This window comes from Flavitalea flava, from assembly GCF_054461575.1.
Genome location: NZ_JBTLQH010000037.1, coordinates 24,681 through 44,037, shown reverse-complemented (window position 1 = coordinate 44,037; position 19,357 = coordinate 24,681). Strand labels below are relative to the sequence as shown.

The 19,357-nt window shown below is 44.4% G+C and carries 13 protein-coding genes and 1 tRNA gene; 10 read left to right on the top strand and 4 right to left on the bottom strand.

All coding sequences use genetic code 11. The annotated features are described in order from the left end of the window. Positions 1 to 97 precede the first annotated feature (97 nt). From ACX0G9_RS24440 to ACX0G9_RS24410, 7 genes are all read left to right on the top strand, one after another. The gene (locus tag ACX0G9_RS24440) at positions 98 to 2,950 is read left to right on the top strand and encodes a TonB-dependent receptor (RefSeq protein WP_459067592.1); all 2,853 of its coding nucleotides are present in this window, start codon (positions 98 to 100) and stop codon (positions 2,948 to 2,950) included. A 215-nt stretch (positions 2,951 to 3,165) separates the two neighbouring features. Then, complete coding sequence (locus tag ACX0G9_RS24435) at positions 3,166 to 4,224, top strand: sensor histidine kinase (RefSeq protein WP_459067591.1); 1,059 nt, start codon at positions 3,166 to 3,168, stop codon at positions 4,222 to 4,224. Then, the gene (locus ACX0G9_RS24430; RefSeq protein WP_459067590.1) at positions 4,221 to 4,922 is read left to right on the top strand and encodes a LytR/AlgR family response regulator transcription factor; all 702 of its coding nucleotides are present in this window, start codon (positions 4,221 to 4,223) and stop codon (positions 4,920 to 4,922) included. The genes ACX0G9_RS24435 and ACX0G9_RS24430 overlap by 4 nt, the downstream gene beginning before the upstream one ends. Positions 4,923 to 4,971: 49 nt before the next feature. Continuing rightward, complete coding sequence (amaB, locus tag ACX0G9_RS24425) at positions 4,972 to 6,498, top strand: L-piperidine-6-carboxylate dehydrogenase (RefSeq protein WP_459067589.1); 1,527 nt, start codon at positions 4,972 to 4,974, stop codon at positions 6,496 to 6,498. Positions 6,499 to 6,583: 85 nt separating this feature from the next. After that, the gene (locus tag ACX0G9_RS24420) at positions 6,584 to 8,074 is read left to right on the top strand and encodes an OmpA family protein (protein WP_459067588.1); all 1,491 of its coding nucleotides are present in this window, start codon (positions 6,584 to 6,586) and stop codon (positions 8,072 to 8,074) included. Between the two features lie 130 nt (positions 8,075 to 8,204). Next, on the top strand, positions 8,205 to 9,944 hold the full coding sequence (locus ACX0G9_RS24415) for a S8 family peptidase (protein WP_459067587.1): 1,740 nt from the start codon (positions 8,205 to 8,207) through the stop codon (positions 9,942 to 9,944). Positions 9,945 to 10,023: 79 nt separating this feature from the next. Continuing rightward, positions 10,024 to 10,539: a DinB family protein gene (locus ACX0G9_RS24410; protein WP_459067586.1), complete on the top strand. Its 516-nt coding sequence runs from the start codon at positions 10,024 to 10,026 to the stop codon at positions 10,537 to 10,539. Here the strand turns inward: ACX0G9_RS24410 and ACX0G9_RS24405 are convergent. Beyond that, positions 10,528 to 11,682 (bottom strand): MFS transporter, encoded by a 1,155-nt coding sequence (locus ACX0G9_RS24405; protein ID WP_459067585.1) that lies wholly within the window; start codon positions 11,680 to 11,682, stop codon positions 10,528 to 10,530. The genes ACX0G9_RS24410 and ACX0G9_RS24405 overlap by 12 nt on opposite strands. Before the next feature lie 10 nt (positions 11,683 to 11,692). Continuing rightward, positions 11,693 to 12,436, bottom strand: a complete 744-nt coding sequence (locus ACX0G9_RS24400; protein WP_459067584.1) for a DeoR/GlpR family DNA-binding transcription regulator — start codon at positions 12,434 to 12,436, stop codon at positions 11,693 to 11,695. A gap of 99 nt (positions 12,437 to 12,535) precedes the next feature. On the opposite strand from ACX0G9_RS24400, the gene ACX0G9_RS24395 reads away from it, so the two are divergent. Next, positions 12,536 to 13,114 carry a 5' nucleotidase, NT5C type gene (locus ACX0G9_RS24395; protein ID WP_459067583.1) on the top strand — a complete coding sequence of 193 codons (579 nt, stop codon included), beginning with the start codon at positions 12,536 to 12,538 and terminating at the stop codon, positions 13,112 to 13,114. Between the two features lie 172 nt (positions 13,115 to 13,286). Here the strand turns inward: ACX0G9_RS24395 and ACX0G9_RS24390 are convergent, their stop codons facing one another. Together ACX0G9_RS24390 and ACX0G9_RS24385 are read right to left on the bottom strand one after the other, a co-directional pair. Further along, positions 13,287 to 15,422 (bottom strand): carboxy terminal-processing peptidase, encoded by a 2,136-nt coding sequence (locus tag ACX0G9_RS24390; protein ID WP_459067582.1) that lies wholly within the window; start codon positions 15,420 to 15,422, stop codon positions 13,287 to 13,289. A 199-nt stretch (positions 15,423 to 15,621) separates the two neighbouring features. Then, positions 15,622 to 15,695 (bottom strand) — tRNA-His (locus tag ACX0G9_RS24385). Between the two features lie 149 nt (positions 15,696 to 15,844). On the opposite strand from ACX0G9_RS24385, the gene ACX0G9_RS24380 reads away from it, so the two are divergent. Then, entirely contained in the window at positions 15,845 to 16,453 is a 609-nt protein-coding gene (locus ACX0G9_RS24380) for a DUF445 domain-containing protein (RefSeq protein WP_459067581.1), read from the top strand. 198 nt (positions 16,454 to 16,651) lie between these two features. Further along, entirely contained in the window at positions 16,652 to 19,339 is a 2,688-nt protein-coding gene (locus tag ACX0G9_RS24375) for a TonB-dependent receptor (protein WP_459067580.1), read from the top strand. Positions 19,340 to 19,357: the final 18 nt, after the last annotated feature.

Below are 19,357 nucleotides of genomic sequence, written 5' to 3'. Positions count from 1 at the left end.
ATATCCATTTATTATAGCAATTTCTTATACAAATTTGCCGGGTAACCATTTCTTTTTGCATTATTATGCTTAACTTATGGTAACCAAAAAAATTTGTATGAGAAAACTGCTTCTGTTTTTTTTCTTTATTATAGGATATTCAGCGATTTATGGACAAAATGTCGTTTCTGGTAAAGTAGTAGATGCCAAAACGGGTGCCCCGCTGGCGGGAGTGTCTATAAAAGTTAAATCTTCCAGAACAGGAACTTCAACGGACAATGATGGCGGTTTCAAAATACAGGCAAATGCCACCGATATTTTGGAGATCAGCAATATTGGCTATTCCAATCAATCCCTACCGGTAAAAGGACAGAATTACCTAACCATAGCCCTGCAAAGCGCCTCTACAGAGCTGCAGGAAATCGTCTTTGTAGGCTCCCGCGGCGCAGGAAGGGCCAAAACGGAAACTGTCGTTCCTGTTGATGTTATAAAAGTAAACCAGGTGGATATGCCAACAGCCAGAATGGATCTCACCTCTATTCTGAACGTAGCCGCACCTTCCTTCAATTACAATAAGCAGAGCGGTGCAGATGGAGCAGACCATGTCGATCTGGGAACATTAAGAGGGCTGGGACCGGATCAGACCCTGGTTTTGATAAATGGAAAGAGAAGACATCAAACCGCGTTTGTTGCCTTGTTCGGAACCAGGGGAAGAGGTAATTCGGGGGTGGATCTCAATGCCTTCCCTGAAAGTGCCGTAGACAGGATAGAAATATTGCGCGATGGGGCTTCTGCCCAATATGGTTCGGATGCGATAGCCGGCGTGATCAACCTTATCCTGAGAAAGGACATCAACCATTGGTCTGTGAATGCCGGTTGGAGCGGATACGACGATTCAAAATTCAATGCACGGAAATTCAATGCGGGTAATCAATACTATTCAGGAGGGGCAATCGATGGAAATGCGTTATCCTTATCCATTAATAACGGCGTAGCTCTTGGCAAGAACGGAGGATTCATTAATGTGTCTGTGGACCTGTTATCCCAGGGGAAAACTTACCGGCAGGTAGATACGGCTAACTGGACCTCAAAGAAGGATGCAACGCCTTATTTGAATACCGGCCGACGTGCTTTCGGTGATGGGAGTGTTAAGACAGCCGGCATTATGTATAATATGGAAATACCTTTTGCCTCCGGTAAAAAAACAACCTTCTATTCTTTCGGCGGATATAATTATAAAGGCTCTGACGCATATGCCTACAGCAGGAATTACAGCGGTAAACCCGAACGTTTTCCGGTGCAGCAAAATGGCACCCTGATCCCTGATATGTCGATCATGCGAACAACCAATGATGGAGAGACCTATTATAACCCCCATATCCAAACACATATTTCAGACATGTCTTTTGCCGCGGGTATCCGTGGAGATGCGGGTAAGGATTGGACATGGGATCTGAGTAACACGATCGGAAGAAATGATTTCCATTATTATGGAGACAAGACCTTTAATGCTTCCCATATAGGATCCAATACGCCAACGCATTTTGATGACGGCGGATTTAATTTCCTGCAGAATACCCTCAACCTGGATTTCAACAAGCCATTTAAATCTGTTTTGGAAGGCCTCAATCTTGGTTTTGGCGGAGAATACCGGTATGAAAGATATGGGATTTACAAAGGAGAACTTGCATCCTATGCTTCCCTGAACAATGGCGCCGGAATCATTTATGCTAACCTGGTCGGCGATGGAAACGGAGATTCTTTAAGGGCACCGGCTTCCGGCTCCCAGGGATTTCCCGGATTTAGTCCGGAAGATGTGAAAGTGGCCAACCGGTCCAATATCGGATTTTATGCCGATGCAGAATTGAATGTCACGAAAGAATGGCTTCTGGACGGTGCTATTCGTTTCGAAAATTACTCCGACTTTGGTTTTGTGAGCACGTATAAATTAGCGACCCGTTATAAACTTACCCATGATTTTAATATCAGGGGATCGGTCAGCTCCGGATACAGGGCTCCTTCCCTGCAGCAAATCAATTTCAGTAATACCCTTACCTCTTTTTCAGGCGGGCAATTAATACAATCCCGTATAGCTGACAATAATGATCCGATAACCCGGGCAGCCGGCATTCCTAAATTAAAACAAGAGACTTCCATAAACGGAAGTTTAGGCTTCAGCTGGAAGGCGGCCAAAGGTTTGACCTTTACCATGGATGGATATATGGTCAAAGTAAAGAACAGGATCGTATTGTCAGGCCTTTTCAGTAAGTATGACAATACATTGCCTCCCTCCTTTACTGACCAGATCCCGACAGACGTATCCACCGTTCAATTCTTCGATAATGCAGTCAACACGACGAACTATGGATTGGATATCGTTGCTGAATATTCCAGGCATTGGGGAAAGAACCATTTCACTGCCTTGCTGGCCGGAAATATCCAGGATATGACCATCGATGCCATTCATGTACCGGCAGCCCTGAATGGCACGCCCCTGAATCAAAAAACTTTCTTTAGTGACAGGGAAGAAGCCTTTCTGCTGGCTTCGGCCCCCAAACAAAAATTCGCACTCAGCCTGGAATATGGAATTGACAAATTCGCTATTGGCACCCATATAACTTATTTTGGCAAAATTGTTCTGCTGGGCTTTGGAGCATCCACGGCGGATAATCCGAACCAGACAGGGATCAACCCGATGGTTCCTTCAGATAAAGATGATGCAATTCTGGTTCCCGAGAATTTCAATTATAATGGCAAAGTCACTACGGATATCTATTGTTCCTATAAATTTTCCAGGAAGGTCAGTCTTTTTGTAGGTGCAGATAATTTATTCAATGTCCATCCTGACCTCGGTGTTAATCCGCTGGCCAAAGGTTGGGCGGAAGATAACGAATCCGGGGGGCCCTGGGATTCTGTGCAAATGGGCTTTAATGGCCTGAGGTTGTTTGGAAAACTGGCGCTTAATTTTTAACTGAGGTCCCGGTTGATTTCTTAAAGCAGAAGGTCCGGAATATCCGGACCTTCTGCTTTATTTGCCCCCTGGCATACTGACCCGTTCACCGGTTTATTCCCCCCATTCATCTAATTAATTCTACAGATTAGCCTATTCCCTGCTAGATTTGGTGCTGCCCCGAAGAAAGTAAACTCAAAATCAGGGATTTCCATTCATGTAAAGCTTTAGAAATCGTGAAGAAGCGAATCGTACAGATCATTATTCATATTGCAGCCTGGATCTGTTTCCTGACACTGCCCTTTGTTTTTTACCCAAGACCCAGGGATTTTTCCTTTTTTACGGAAAGATATCTTTCCGCATTTTTCGTATTGAATACGGCATTTATCATTGCCTTTTATTATCTCAATACCTATCTGTTTATTCCAAGGATCCTGGAACATAAAAAATTCATTCCTTATACCCTCCTCATCCTTGCCCTCCTGATCCTCTATGGATGTTTGCCCCGGATCTACCATTATTTCTTTGGTAATATCTTTCCACCGCCACCTGGCTTACGTCCCCCTCCTTCCGGGAAACCGCGAAATTTTCAGCAGCCCCTTCTGGCCCCAGGTAATATTGCTATTTTCCTGTTGGTATTTGTATTCAGCACGGGTATCAATGTGATCAACCAATGGCTCAGGTCAGAACAACGTAATAAAGAAATCGCCAATGAAAAATTGCAGGCTGAGCTTTCTTTCCTGAAAGCCCAGATCAATCCTCATTTTTTATTCAATACCCTGAATAATATTTACGCATTGGCATCAAGCCAGTCCGAAAAGACAGCTCCGGCCGTCATGAAATTATCCAGCATCATGCGGTATGTGCTGACTGAAGCCAGAAACGACCTTGTTCCCCTTGAGAAAGAGATCCAATTCACTACTCACTTTATCGAGTTACAGAAAATGAGGTTAACCGAAAAATCAACCGTTGATTTTAAAGTTGTCGGAGACCCCATAGGAATACAGGTGGCCCCCCTTCTGTTCCTTCCTTTCGTCGAAAATGCATTCAAGTACGGTACCAGCACCAGGGAATGGTCCCCCATCACAGTTTTGTTGGAAATAAAGAAAGATTCCCTGAACTTTAGTGCCAGTAATCATAAACATCCCAATACCTCCCTCAAGATTGCAGATAACACGGGGATTGGGATTGAAAATACCAGGCGAAGACTGGATTTGTTATACCCGGGCCGGCATTCGCTTGTGATCACGGACGAGCCGGGTACATTTACTGTCCATTTAAATATTAAGGTATGATGCTTACTTGTATGGCTATCGACGATGAACCTCTCGCATTGGAGGTATTGAAAAAATATATTGCCAAAATATATTTCCTGGAGCTTAAAGGTGTATTTACTGATCCCTTTGAAGCGCAAAAATTAATGGAGACCAACCCGGTGGACATCCTCTTCCTCGATATCCAGATGCCTGATATTAATGGGATCGAATTCTCCCGGATCGTTACCAAAAAAAATACTGCTGTTGTATTTACCACCGCTTTCAGCGAATATGCTGTGGAAGGGTTTAATGTTGATGCGATCGATTACCTGCTGAAGCCAATCGAATATGATCGGTTTCTTAAAGCGGTATACAAGGCAAAAGAATACACCGATTACCTGGCCAGCCAGGAATTACAGGAAGGATATATCTTCGTTAAATCGGATTACCAGATGGTCAAGGTGAATCTGAAAGAGATCCAGTATATTGAAGGGCTGGACGATTATATCAAGATTTACCTCCCTGGCAAATCAATTCTTACCCTGATGACACTCAAAACAATCTCGCAAAAACTTCCTTCCAGGGAATTTCTACGGGCTCACCGCTCCTATATCGTGCCTATCAGTAAAATTGAGCATATCAGTAAAAGCAAAATAAAAATCGCAAACAAGGAAATCCCTATTGGAGTCAGTTACAGCGAAAGCTTTTTTGCGGCCATGGAAAATAAACTGAATTGATTAGTTTTTCCTAAATTGCCAGCGATTGCCCAAAAATGGCAAGTTTATTATGGAATTCCTGCAACAATTGAAGATAGAAAATAAGAATACAGGTACTTCTACAGGCCAGAACTGGCTCATTTCCCGTGGAGGGACCGACCTGGAATCTTTTTCTCCGGTAGATGGAAAAAGCATCGGAATCGTGACCACGACGGATAAAGAAGGCTATGAAACGGTGGTAAAAACAGCTCAGGCAGCCTTTCTGGAATGGCGAAAATGGCCTGCTCCACAAAGAGGGGAGATAGTCCGGCAGATCGGTGAAGCACTCCGCCATAACAAAATCCCGCTTGGGAAACTGGTATCCTATGAAATGGGTAAAAGTTTACAGGAAGGGTATGGTGAAGTCCAGGAAATGATTGATATCTGTGATTTTGCCGTTGGATTATCCAGGCAATTGCATGGATTAACGATGCATAGTGAAAGGCCGGGGCATCGTATGTATGAACAATGGCATCCCCTCGGTATTACCGGCATCATTTCCGCATTTAATTTTCCCGTCGCCGTATGGGCCTGGAACAGTATGTTAGCTTGGGTATGCGGGAATGTTTGTATCTGGAAACCTTCAGAAAAAACGCCTCTTTGTGCGCTGGCCTGCCAGCATATTATTGCCGAAGTATTTGCAAAAAACAATGTTCCCGAAGGCGTAAGTGGCCTGATCACCGGAGCAAGAGAAACCGGAGAATGGCTGGCAGCGGATACACGCATTCCGCTCGTCTCGGCAACGGGGTCTACCCGGATGGGCAAAGCCCTCGGCATTACTGTGGCCGCCAGGCTCGGAAGGGCCCTGTTGGAGCTGGGAGGAAATAATGCCATCATCATTTCAAAGGATGCCGATCTGAACATAGCCATTCCGGGGGCTGTTTTTGGAGCGGTCGGAACAGCCGGTCAGCGTTGTACCACTACCAGACGCCTGATTATTCACGAAAGTATGTATGAAAAGGTTAAGGAAAAGCTGGCTACCATTTACCAACAGCTCCGCATCGGAGATCCTCTCGATGAAAAAAATCATGTTGGCCCTTTGATCGACAAAGATGCCGTGAAACTTTACCTGCAAGCTATTGAAGCCGGCAAAAAAGAAGGAAGTAAATTCATCGTGGAGGGAGGAGTGCTGACAGGTAACGGATTCGAAAGCGGTTGTTACGTAAAACCCTGTATAGCTGAGGCTCAACCTCATTTTCAAATTGTGCAGCATGAGACTTTCGCTCCGATCCTTTATTTATTGAAATTCAACACGCTCGAAGAAGCCATCGCCATCCAGAATGGCGTTCCGCAGGGGTTATCGTCTTCCATCATGACGCTCAATCTTCGCGAAGCAGAACAATTCCTTTCGGCAGCAGGAAGCGATTGCGGCATTGCCAATGTAAATATCGGCACTTCAGGTGCAGAGATAGGAGGCGCGTTCGGGGGAGAAAAGGAAACCGGGGGCGGCCGTGAAAGCGGAAGCGATTCCTGGAGATCCTATATGCGCAGGCAGACCAATACAATCAATTATTCCTCCCATCTCCCTCTGGCACAAGGGATCAAGTTCGATATTTAACGGTGAACAGCTACAAGCTGCAGGCTTGCAGGTATAATAAACCGTTCCTTTCAGCGTTATACGTAGATTAGATCACTACTCTACTATGAAGTTGAAGTCCGCAACCAACGAACCGACTGCTATACTAAGGAAGATGATGTGCCTGGTTCTGCTGGTGCTGTTACAGGTTGCCGGAGCGGAGGCCCAAGTCCGGTTGGGGGTCCTAGGAGGAATACATTCCGCAAGTGTGAAGGAAACCAATCAGATTCCTGGCTGGGATACTGCCGTTAAAAAATATGAATCGTCCCGTTCCGGAGTCCAGTTAGGGGTCATCCTGGAAATTCCTGTCGGCCATAAGGGTTTTTTTTTCCTGCCTGCCATTACTTATTCCTCCAAAGGTCGTCAATACACAAGAAACTATGATTCCGCTGAGATGCCTGCCACAAAGCTTGTATATAAAAAACAAACCCTGGCACTTAACTATATCGACATTCCCCTGAACCTGTCCTATAAGTTACCCCTTTCCGCCAATCATAAAAACAGTTTTTTTATAAGTGCAGGGCCTTCAGTGGGTTTCTATTTTAGTGGAAAATTATCAACGCAGAGTCTCAGCTACAATACCAATAAATTCACCGATCAGTCCGACCCTCTTACGGTAGGAAAAGGACCGGACACTTATAAAACATTGGATCTGGGCGTCAATGCAAGGGCTGGTTTTGAATTGGGGAACGTTCTTCTTAATGTATACTTCAGCCAGGGGCTTACCAGTTTTTACAATGCTCCCTATACCGGCTCCTTCCATAACCAGTTATTCGGTGCCTCGATTGGCATTTGGCTAACTTCCACAGCCATCCCCAAGCCGCCCCCTCCAAAAGATACCGATAAAGACGGAATTCCCGATGCCCGGGATCTTTGCCCCCTTCAACCCGGCACTGCTGCCTGGCATGGATGCCCTGTTCCGGATACAGACCGGGATGGGATAGATGACGAACATGATTCCTGCAAAACGGTTCCTGGTCTGGCCCGGTATAACGGTTGCCCGATCCCTGATGCTGACGGGGACGGAATCAATGATGAAGAAGATAAATGTCCGCACCTGTCCGGGCTTGCCCGGTACCAGGGGTGCCCCATTCCTGACAGAGATGGCGATGGGGTCAATGACGAGGAAGATAAATGCCCGGATATTGCAGGTCTTGCCGAAAATCAGGGATGCCCGGTCATAAAAAAAGATACTCCCGACATCCGGAAAAAATTGGATTATACGGCTAAAAACATTCTGTTTAACCTGGCCAGCAATCAATTAACAGACTCATCCTTCAGAGCCCTCGAAGACCTGGCCGAAATTTTAAAAGACCATCCGGAATGGCATCTGACAATAGAGGGTTATACGGATAATGAGGGAACTCCCGAAAGAAACCATCTTTTATCCCAAAAAAGAGCCTTGGTTGTCAAAGACTTCCTGGTTAAAAACGGTGTATTGGAAAAGAACCTGACGGCAACAGGACTAGGTCAAAACAACCCCATAGCAGATAATTCAACAGCCAAAGGCAGGGCTGCCAACCGAAGGGTAGAACTGAAACTAAGCCCCCAGAAATAAAAACTTTAACAACATAATAAGGCCATCCATGTAATTTCCATACAGGTGATGGCCTATGTTTTATTAGCTTTACTGGTATTTATCCTGTTTTTAAGTATTTTGCCTCTTATTTTAATAAAAAGATAATAAAATGAAGCCTGGAAAGAAAAAGTGGTTACGCCTTGGTGGGAAATTTGGATTGATCATGATATTATTGACGGGTTTTAGCCTTGCCTTGCTTGCGCAGGGAACCTCCGTTAAAACGGAATTACCTAAAGGCTGGCATTTATTGGACAAAGACCAGGACGGATTTTACGGAATAAGTCTCAAAAAAGCCTATGAATTTGCCCATTTAAAGAAGCTGAAAAGTAAAACAGTCCTGGTAGCTGTAATTGATTCCGGAGTAGATACCCTGCACGAAGACCTGAAAGGTATTCTTTGGGTAAATCCCAAAGAGATTCCCGGGAACGGAATTGACGATGACCATAATGGTTATGTGGATGATATTCATGGATGGAATTTTATTGGAGGCAAGGAAGGCAAGAATGTAAAGGATGACTCACAGGAAGAAGCGAGGGTCTATTATCAGTTCAAAAATAAATTTGACGCACCGGAACTGGATACCTCAAAATTAAGTGCAGGAGATCATATTAATTACATTATGTGGGCCAAAGCCCGCAGAACGGTCATGGGCGATGGGACGGAAAGCGGAGTGGATCTGCTGATCTTGCGCAGAGCCCTGTCTGCATGTATCAAAAGCGACAGCATCCTTCAAAAGTCAATGGGGAAAAAAGAATATAGCGGAAACGACCTGGATTCTTTCCAAACCTCCAATCCTGAAAGCAAAAGCGCCAAATCTGTGTTGCTCTATTTATTCAAGGCAAACAAGATCATGGATATGAGTAATACCACCTTTTTAAACGATTTTAACGAGCAGGTGGAGCAGGAAGAAAAGAAAGCTTCTGCCAAAGAAAATGCGCCAAAAGACTATCGTAAAGAAATCGTAAAGGATAATGAATCGGATATCAATGACCGCTATTATGGCAACAATGATGTAATGGCCGGGGATCCAATGCATGGAACACATGTATCGGGTATTATTGCAGCAGAAAGGGATAATGGAAAAGGAATGGACGGGGTTGCCGATAATGTACGGATAATGGTTATCCGGGCTGTTCCAAACGGAGATGAGCATGACAAAGATATTGCGCTCGCTATCCGCTATGCGGTGGACAACGGGGCCAGGGTCGTTAATATGAGCTTTGGAAAGAATCTTTCGCCTCAAAAGGAATGGGTGGATTCTGCCGTCAGCTATGCCGAAAGTAAAGGTGTCTTATTGATCCATGCGGCAGGGAATGACAACGCCGATGTGGACACAGCGGATAATTTCCCCAATGAAAATTTCAGGAATTCAACCTACAAAGCGACGAATTGGATTACCGTAGGTGCAAGTAGCGACCCCTTGGCAGAACCAGGATTTTCGAGCTATACTGCCTCCTTTTCGAATTATGGAAAAAAAGAAGTTGATGTATTTGCTCCGGGCACCCGCATATACTCCACCCTTCCTGGTGGTAAAAATTATGGCAACCTTCAGGGCACAAGTATGGCAGCACCGGTTGTTACCGGCCTGGCGGCCCTTATCCTCGAATACTATCCGGGGCTAACTCCTCAGCAGGTTAAATATTGTATTGAGAAATCTGCTACCCCTCCTCCGGTAAAGGTAAAAAAACCGGGTACGGAAGGTGAGATCGTAAACCTGTCCGATATAAGTAAATCTGGTGGTATCATAAATGCCTACGAAGCACTAAAGTTGGCTTCGACCCTTAACTCTGGCGTGAGGAAAAAAGACAAACCGGAAAGATCTACGCTCATTCAAAAACAAAAAGATTGATTTTTCAAGCTTCCTGTTATAAAAATGCCGGGCAAAATAGTCCGGCATTTTTTATATATTTATAATCAAAACATTTCCTATGCCCGACAAATCGGAAATCATCTCTTCGCCCTTCCATGCCAATTATATTCAACTTATTAAGGAGACTGATATCCTAAAAGGATTGGAGAAAAACACCACGCAGATCTTTAAACTCTTAAAAAAAATACCACATAAAAAAATAGATTACGCTTATGCCGAAGGGAAATGGACAATTCGCGAAGTAGTCCAACATCTTATCGATGCAGAAAGGGTTTTTGGCTATCGGGCACTTAGTTTTTCCCGTAAGGATAGCAGCCCCCTTCCTGGATTTGATGAAAATACATGGGCTGTCCATGCAGGAGCAGCCAGTCGCAAATGGGATGAGTTGGTTAAGGAATATAAGTCTGTTCGAAAATCCACAGAATGGCTTTTCCATTCTTTCAGTGAAGATCAACTAAGATTTGCAGGTGAAGCAAATGGCCAACCGCTTAATGCACTGGCTATCGGCTTTATTATCCCAGGTCATGTTGCCCACCATATTAAAATTATTAAAGAGCGCTATTTAAATTTTTGACCGGCTGGCCAGAATAGTCGTGCAAAATCCCAGACAGGCAATTAAGGTTAATGACCAACGCAGACTGGCTGCCTGGGCAATAAATCCGATCAAAGGAGGCCCAAACAAAAAACCGAAATATCCGATTGTGGATACAGCAGCAATAGCCACTCCCGGAGCCATGGTTCCGGAACGCCCCGCAGCACTGTAAACCAGGGGAACTACTGAGGACACGCCTAAACCAACCAATAAAAATCCGCTAGTTGCTGCCGCGAGATTTGGGAAAATGACCGCCAGCAATAAACCGGCTGCAATAACGACCCCGCTCATCTGCAATATTTTTTTTACCCCGATCGTGGTAGCCAGCCAATCTCCCAGAAACCTACCAGTAGCCATCGAAAACATAAACGCAACATACCCTAAAGTAGGAATGGAACCACCTCCGGAAACCACTTTTTTAAAATACACACCGCTCCAGTCAAACATACTTCCCTCGCATATCATACAGCATAGGGCAATCATTCCCAGATTCAAAAGCCCCTTATCCGGCATCACGAACAATGGCTGACTGGTATCATGCGGCAAATCCTTTTCCAGACTGGAATTATAAAAAATAACCGTGGTAATTATAACCAACAATGCGATAAGGCAAAAATGAAGGAAAGGTGGAATATGGCCCCCAACCATCAACGTACCAACAGAAGCACCAACAAATCCGGCAAGGCTCCAAACTCCATGAAAAGAAGCCATGATCGATCTTCCATACAGAGACTCCACCCCTACTGCCTGAGTATTGATGGAGATATTCATCAGGTTGCCGAACAGACCAAAAAAGAACAGTACCGTTACTAATTGCCAGGTATGATCCACTACCCCTAACAGACATAGAATAAGGGGATAGGTTAAGGAACCAGCCAACAACATTCTTTTGCTCCCAAATTTAGTGACCAGCCATCCTGATAAGGGCAGACTGGTCATCAGGCCAACCGGCAAAGCAAACAGAACGCTTCCTAATCCTGCATCATTCAAACCCAGGTGCCCCTGAATATCCGGAATGCGCGATGCCCAGCTGGCAAAACATATCCCTGCCACAAAAAAGAAAACACTGGCGGCTATCCGGTGAACTCTTTGCGCTGGCAGCCTCTGAAAAAAAACAACTGACATAATTGACAAATTAAATGATCGAAATATTCAAGGCATGATAAGGATCGAATAACGGATCGGAAGGTTCCTTTTCCGTCACTATTGCATCCAATGTCTCAATCTCACAAACCTTATACGGCTCCGCTGTTCCTATTTTATTATGACTCCCCACGGCTACTATTTTATCCGAACAACTGATCATGACCCGCTTCATCTCACTTTCAAAATAATCCATACTACTCACTCCTATTTTATGATGCAGACTGCAAACGCCGATAAAACAGGTATCTACATGCAATTGCTGCAGCATCCGGATGGCATCCCCACCTGAAGTAACCAATGAATCCGGCAGGATCCGCCCCCCCGGAATAATGACTTCGATGTCTTTCCGCCCGGCAAGCAGCGCCGCTACCGGAATATTAATGGTTACTACCGTAAGGGGAATAGTCAACAGGCTCGCTAACACATAAGTAGTCGTCCCACCGTCCAATAAAAGGGTATCTCCAGGTTTTATCAGGGATAGTGCCTTGCGGGCAATGACCAGTTTCTCATCCTCCGAAGTATGGATCCTTTCCTTAAAGCTTCGGGCATTGGGAGAATGAGGAATAGCTCCGCCTCTTACTTTCGTCAATAAACCATTCTTATCCAGCCATTCGATATCCCTCCTAATTGTATCGGAAGAGACCTGCAAAGCCTCGCTAAGCTCTGCCAATTTTACATATTGATTTGATTTTAAATGCTTTACAATAAAATCAAGTCTTTCCTCTTTCAACATTATGCAATATTTTGCTACAAATTTACAAAAAAGATCTTAATTCGGGTTAATTTTTTGCAATATTTTGCATACATTTGCTAGGAACAAAAAGGAATAACAATGGAAAAAAAGAGGGTATTAATCGATATGGATCATGTAATGGCCGATATTACGACCAACTATATCCAATGGTATAAAAAAGCCACCGGGGTGAAGGTCGAAAGGGAATCTCTCCTGGGTAAACCCGAAGACCTGGCCTTCCCCCAGCCTGAACTTATCAGGCAATTTTTAAACAGTCCGGGATTTTTCCGCTCCGCCAAAGTAATCCCCGGAAGCCAGGAAGTAATAGAAGAGCTAAATAAGGTCTATGAAGTATTTATCGTTTCTGCAGCTATGGAATTCCCTCAATCCCTGATCGAGAAATATGATTGGCTCCAGGAACATTTTCCGTTTATTTCCTGGAAACAAATCATTCTCTGCGGATCTAAAAAACCAGTAATCGGGGATTTTATAATCGACGACCACCTAAGAAATCTTGATAATTTCACCGGTAAACCACTCTTATTCACTGCAACCCACAATATCCACATCACCCATCATACCCGGCTGAATGACTGGAAGGAAGTTGGTGACTTTTTATTAGGAAAAGATGTTGCCGTAAATGCTGCAAACTCAAAAAGACATCCTGAAATCGCCTAAACAAGGTCTCAAAACGAGATACTCGTTAAAACAGCGGCAATAAAGTAAAGTAAAAAGCTGAAATAAAGCATAAAAAAATCCGGGCCCTGTCATTAAGACCATTAGCCCGGATTTTTTTCCAAAGAATATTTTGTTCAAAATGGCCATTCGCCATTCCTTTATTTGTTTTGCTCTACTTATTATATACCAGGTTCTTCTGCGTGATCATATCATCCAGCACATTCACCGCTTCACCCAGATATATATTCGTCCGAAGATCTTTTAACCACTGTTGATAACGATCAGCCTTCGCCTTATCTCCCTCGTATTTATTGGCATCCTGTGGAAGCGCCTGAATTTTTAATTCATTGGCCCCGCCTAATTTGCTTAAAGTCTCAACCTGCTTAATGGTAGACTTGATCTGCTTCTGCTCATCCCGGTATTTCTGCAGGTTCAACGGATATACTTTATCATTTTCTTTACTCAGCCATTCCGCATCCGACCGGATCAGATTAAAAGCCGAATTGTTCTTCAACCGCTCATTACTCATCCCCTTAATAATATTAAGATCATAGGCATACTTCCAGGTAGTATAATCCGCCTTTTGGATCTCATCCCAGGGCAAAGCATCAGGATTATCCTTTTCCCGGATCTTCGAATATTCAAATAAATCCGGTAGTATTATATCCGAAGAGACTCCCCTCAATTGAGTGGACCCGCCACTGATACGATAGAATTTCTGTAAGGTAAGTTTCAACGTTCCCAACTCACTGTTCGCATCCATAAAACCCAACGTTTTATCCAATCCGATATTCCGTTGAACCGTTCCCTTTCCATAGGTAGATGTGCTGCCAATGATTACTCCCCTCTTATAATCCTGAATAGCAGCCGCAAATATTTCAGAGGCAGATGCACTCAGTTCATTGACCATCACCGCCAACGGCCCCTCATATAAAACCGATTTGTCGTGGTCAGGCAATATCTGAGGTTTGCCGTCCCTGTCTTTTACCTGAACAATTGGCCCTTGCTCAACAAATAATCCTACCATCTGCACCACATCATATAAAGAACCTCCACCATTATTACGCAGATCTATTACTATTCCGTCTACTTTCTGCTCCTTAAGTTTTATCACTTCCTTGGCTACATCCACCGAACAACGATTTCCCTTTGGATTATCAAAATCTGCATAAAACTCAGGTAAATAAATATATCCGATTTTCCCTTTGTCCGAATTAACAATAGCACTCCGCGCAAAGGTTGCCTCATCCTGTACGATCTCATCCCTTATCAACGTGATCACCTTTGTCGAGCCATCTGTCTTCTTCAAGGTCAGCTTCACTTCCGTACCTTTCGTTCCACGGATCAACTTCACCGCATCTTCCACCAGAAATCCTGTCAGATCCACCGGCTCCAGGCTTCCCTGTGCAACCTTTTGAATAATATCCCCAACATTGACAAGACCGGATTTCCAGGCAGGGCTGCCCGTTACTAACGTAGTGATCTTTATATTCCCATCCTCATCCCGCAAGGATGCCCCAATGCCAAAAAAATGCCCGCTCATCTGTTCATCAAAATACCTCTTTTCTACAGGGGGAAAATAATCAGTGTGTGGATCCATCGATTGTACAATGGTCTGTACAAACATATTAAACCGGTCGTCATCGTTTATTTTCTTTTTAAGCCTGTCATAAAAACGATCCATTACTTTCAGCGCTTTCCCACGGGCATCCTTCTCCAACTCTTCCTGACTCTTCGCCACAAATCCAGGCTTATTCTTATTATTCTCCTGCTGCTCGATAAGATCAGCATACCTCTCCAATGTCAGATATTTTAACCGCTTCCTCCAGGATTCCTTTCTTTCCGCCTCATCTTTCGGAAAGTCAACCTTGTCATAATCCTGGTTGACATTTTCATCCGTATTAAAATCAAATGGTTTGGAAAGAATATCCTTATAGATCAATTCCGTCTCGGCCATTCTTTTCTTATAAACCTCCGTAACGGCAGGAACAAACTGGATCCCCGTTTTTCCCAGGATTTCATCATCGATCCGCGTCTCATACTTCCTCAATCCCTCAATATCGGACATCAATAACACATTCTTCTCCACATCCACATCTGCCAGGTACTTCGTAAAGACTTCCTTTGAAAATTTATCATCGATCTGCTTGGGACTATAATGGATCTGCGCCAGCATCTCCCCTACATTATGCAATATCTTTTCATATTTCGTAGGCGGGTTCGTCCCTATCCCCAATGTCCTGAAAGCGACAAAAACACCAGCTCCTAAGATCAATAGGACGATCGGCAAGTTTCTTTTACTAATCATATACTTTAACACTTTTAACATAGCTATCCAAAAATAACGATAAATACTAAGGTATGTTGCCGGAAAAGAAGAATATTAACACCGGATTTACGATATATTCCATGAACGGAAGTTTTCAGGAACTGTTCGGATAAGAATACCCGGTTATAAATTAAGATGCCGTTTCGAAGATTTTTCTTCAGAAACGGCATCTTTTCCGGGTGGATGAAGGGGCTCGAACCCTCGACCCCTAGAACCACAATCTAGTGCTCTAACCAGCTGAGCTACAACCACCATGAGGTCTTCCAAATTGTATTTGGAGCTGCAAATTTAGGATATTTTGGATTTAACACAAAATCAATTTTGAGGGGGACTTGGGCAAAACAAAATTTTTGTTTTTGGGCCATTGATTTGGCGTTTATTTGCATCCAAATTTACCTTTCATGAACCCGTGGCTGTATAGTATTCCTTTCATTTCCGCATTTATTCACTGGCTGACCATCTGGATGGCATTGAAACTACTATTCCATCCACGTCAGCCGAAAAAATTTCTGGGGCTCACCCTGCATGGCGTATTCCCCAAAAGACAACGCCAGATAGCGGAGAGCCTGGGTAAGATCGTCGGACAGGAGCTCCTCTCCTTCCAGGATATCGAAAAGACGATCACCAATCCCGCCAATGTCCAGCGGATACTCCCCCTGGCCGAAGAACATATAGACAATTTCCTGCGCAACAAACTGAAAGAAAGTATGCCGATGATCTCCATGTTCATCGGTGATAAGACCATTACTCAATTAAAAACGGTCTTTATGCAGGAACTGGAAGAACTGTTCCCCGTTATCATGAAGAATTATGTGGCTAACCTGAAAAATGACCTCGACCTGGAACGAATCGTCGTTGATAAAATCGCCAATTTCTCCTCTGACAAACTGGAAACGATGCTCAACCAGATCCTTACCAAAGAATTCCGGTTCGTTGAAGTTATCGGGGCAGCCCTTGGTTTCTTCATCGGCCTTCTGCAGATCTTTCTGACCTTATGGATGAACCATTAATAACTAACCGATAACCGCTAATTTGCCGCCCATGCCTGGATATCAGGCTACAAGCCCCTGCATTGGCCCGGAGGCCTGCATGCAATAGCCCTTCTATCTTTAATTTATGCCGTTTGTATAGATTAAAACCATAACACCGATTTTAGAGCGGAATTTTACCCTATTAATTTTACTCTATTAATTGAATATATTATACTCATGAGAATATTTTGGCTACTGATTTTAATACAGACTTCTGCTTTTTCCGGTATTGGGCAAATGACGGGTATGGGAGGAGGAGGCAGACAAGGAGGCTTCGGAAATGGCCAGGCTGCAAATATCGGGCATTTTTACGGAAGGATCCTGGACGCCAAAACAGACAAAGGTATGGACGGAGTTTCCGTTCAACTGATACAAAGCAAATTCGATACGGTCACCCGTAAAAGAAAAGATACCGTGATCGCCGGAATGATCACCGGCCGGAAAGGGGACTTCAGCCTCGAAAATCTCCCCATCTTTGGAAATTTCCGTCTCAAAATTACGGCGATAGGCTACCAGGCCTACGATCAAAAAGTGGCCTTTGAAATGAAAGCAGGAAAATCCGGGGACATGCAGTCTGCTCTTAATGGTGTAGACCGGGATCTCGGCAATATTAAACTGGCCGCAGACGCTCAAACCCTTGCCCAGGTCACCGTCACCGCATCCAAACCCCTGATCCAGATGGGAGTCGACCGGAAAATTTATAATGTGGAAAAGGATATTTCAGCACAAGGAGGAACAGGGGTCGATGTAATGAAAAATGTGCCCTCCGTACAGGTGGATATCGATGGAAATGTCACATTGCGAAATAGTACACCAACCATTTTCGTGGACGGCCGGCCAAGCACCCTTACACTCGACCAGATCCCGGCAGATGCTATACAAAGCGTGGAGATCATCACCAACCCGGGCGCTAAATTCGATGCCTCCGGGGGCGCTTCCGGCATCCTGAATATCGTATTGAAAAAGAACCGCAAAGCTGGTTATAATGGAAACATCCGTGCCGGTGTCGACAAGCGGGGCAGATATAATCTGGGAGGGGACATTAACGTCAAACAAGGAAAAATCAATGTCTTTGCCAATGCCAATTACGGTCAGCGCAAATCCATTTCACCCGGAACTACGGATCGGAATACATTTTTTCAATCACCGTTCAATACCCTTCACCAGTACGACAACAACGTTAACAAGGGATATTTTGCCTTCGGCAGGTTCGGTCTCGATTACCTGATCGATAACAGAAATACACTTTCGGCTTCAGGAACCATAGTCCATGGTAGTTTTAATCCCTATACCAACAGCGACCTTTATGTGGACACGCTTTATCCATCAGGCACCCTTTCCTCTTATACCCAAAGGGCCGCTACAACCGATGCCCAATTTAATAATCACGGAGGTATGCTCAGCTTTAAACATACCTTTCCCAAGGCCGGTCAGGAATGGACAGGTGATGTTAATTACAGTAAAGGCACCAACTCGAACAAAAACTATGTCAATTCCAATATTTTCAACGAAAAGGATGGTCCACTCAGTTCTATTTACAACCAACAGCAAATCGGTTCAGGAACCAATGAAAATATAACCGGGCAAACGGATTTCGTCAAACCGATCAATGATAAATCAAAATTCGAAACCGGTGCCAGGATCGCCATCCGCAACGTAACCAGCATCAACGACATTAACACGCTTGGTAATGATGGTCAATACCACAACCAACCTCTGCTTTCTTCCCGATACAAATACCGCGACCGTGTCTATGCAGGATACGTGACCTATTCCAACGCCATCAAAGACTTCGGTTATCAATTAGGGTTACGGGCCGAAAGCTCCGACTATAACGGTTCCCAGAATTTTTCGGTAAAAGCACCCGTTGGCGGAGGGCTCAATGATACTATCGGGAATTTCAGTAATAAATTTCCACTGAGCTTTTTCCCTAGTGTTTTCCTAAGCCAAAAACTGGAAGGAGATCAGGACCTTTCCCTGAATTATACCCGCAGGATCGACCGGCCGAGTTTCTTCCAGCTTTTCCCTTTCACCGATTATTCCGACTCATTGAATTTAAGCCGGGGTAATCCGGATCTGAAACCCCAGTTCACCAATTCCTTCGAAATCTCCTATGCTAAAACTTATGCCGGTAACAGCAGTTTCCTGGCTTCCGTATACTATAAATATACAACCGACCTGATCACCCGTTATCAATTTACCGGGCAAAACCCAATCAATGATTCGATTGTAATCATCAGTTCTTTTATTAATGCCAGATCCAGTTATGTGGGAGGGTTGGAATTGATCGGCCGCAACTCCATCACCAAATGGTGGGATATCACTTCGAGTGTAAACATATTTACCTCAAAGATCAATATTGCCGATACCAGTATCCACACCGCCGATCAAACGTATAGCTGGTTCGGAAAAATCAATAATACCTTTAAACTACCCAAAAATTTCACCCTGCAGTTGACCGGTGATTATACGTCTAAAACCGTACTTCCTCCCGGCGGCAGCGCCAGTAGCGGCGGAGGCGGAGGCGGTGGAAGGGGTTTTAACCAAACCGTCAGTGGCAGCGCCCAGGGATACTCCAAACCATCCGGAGGAGTCGACGCAGCACTGAAATACGAATTCCTCAAAAACAAGGCAGCGTCATTGACCCTCAGTGTAAGCGATATTTTTCGCAGCAGGGTCTCCGATGTTTATACCTCATCCAATTATTTTAACCAGGAGACAACGCGCAGAAGAGACCCCCAATTCTTTCGTCTCCAATTCAATTATCGTTTTGGCAAATTCGATGTGGCCTTATTCAAGCGGAAAAATCTGAAGGGAGAAATGGAAAGTATTCAGGGAGCTCAGGGCGGACAGGGGCAAAATTAACGATATCCGGGAAATACC

What these genes read in the sequence shown, in the direction of transcription:
- ACX0G9_RS24440 (WP_459067592.1), top strand. Translation starts at nt 98, where the DNA reads ATGAGAAAACTGCTTCTGTTTTTTTTCTTTATTATAGGATATTCAGCG.
- ACX0G9_RS24430 (WP_459067590.1), top strand. Translation starts at nt 4,221, where the DNA reads ATGATGCTTACTTGTATGGCTATCGACGATGAACCTCTCGCATTGGAG.
- amaB (WP_459067589.1), top strand. Translation starts at nt 4,972, where the DNA reads ATGGAATTCCTGCAACAATTGAAGATAGAAAATAAGAATACAGGTACT.
- ACX0G9_RS24420 (WP_459067588.1), top strand. Translation starts at nt 6,584, where the DNA reads ATGAAGTTGAAGTCCGCAACCAACGAACCGACTGCTATACTAAGGAAG.
- ACX0G9_RS24415 (WP_459067587.1), top strand. Translation starts at nt 8,205, where the DNA reads ATGAAGCCTGGAAAGAAAAAGTGGTTACGCCTTGGTGGGAAATTTGGA.
- ACX0G9_RS24410 (WP_459067586.1), top strand. Translation starts at nt 10,024, where the DNA reads ATGCCCGACAAATCGGAAATCATCTCTTCGCCCTTCCATGCCAATTAT.
- ACX0G9_RS24405 (WP_459067585.1), bottom strand. Translation starts at nt 11,682, where the DNA reads ATGTCAGTTGTTTTTTTTCAGAGGCTGCCAGCGCAAAGAGTTCACCGG.
- ACX0G9_RS24400 (WP_459067584.1), bottom strand. Translation starts at nt 12,436, where the DNA reads ATGTTGAAAGAGGAAAGACTTGATTTTATTGTAAAGCATTTAAAATCA.
- ACX0G9_RS24395 (WP_459067583.1), top strand. Translation starts at nt 12,536, where the DNA reads ATGGAAAAAAAGAGGGTATTAATCGATATGGATCATGTAATGGCCGAT.
- ACX0G9_RS24390 (WP_459067582.1), bottom strand. Translation starts at nt 15,422, where the DNA reads ATGATTAGTAAAAGAAACTTGCCGATCGTCCTATTGATCTTAGGAGCT.
- ACX0G9_RS24380 (WP_459067581.1), top strand. Translation starts at nt 15,845, where the DNA reads ATGAACCCGTGGCTGTATAGTATTCCTTTCATTTCCGCATTTATTCAC.
- ACX0G9_RS24375 (WP_459067580.1), top strand. Translation starts at nt 16,652, where the DNA reads ATGAGAATATTTTGGCTACTGATTTTAATACAGACTTCTGCTTTTTCC.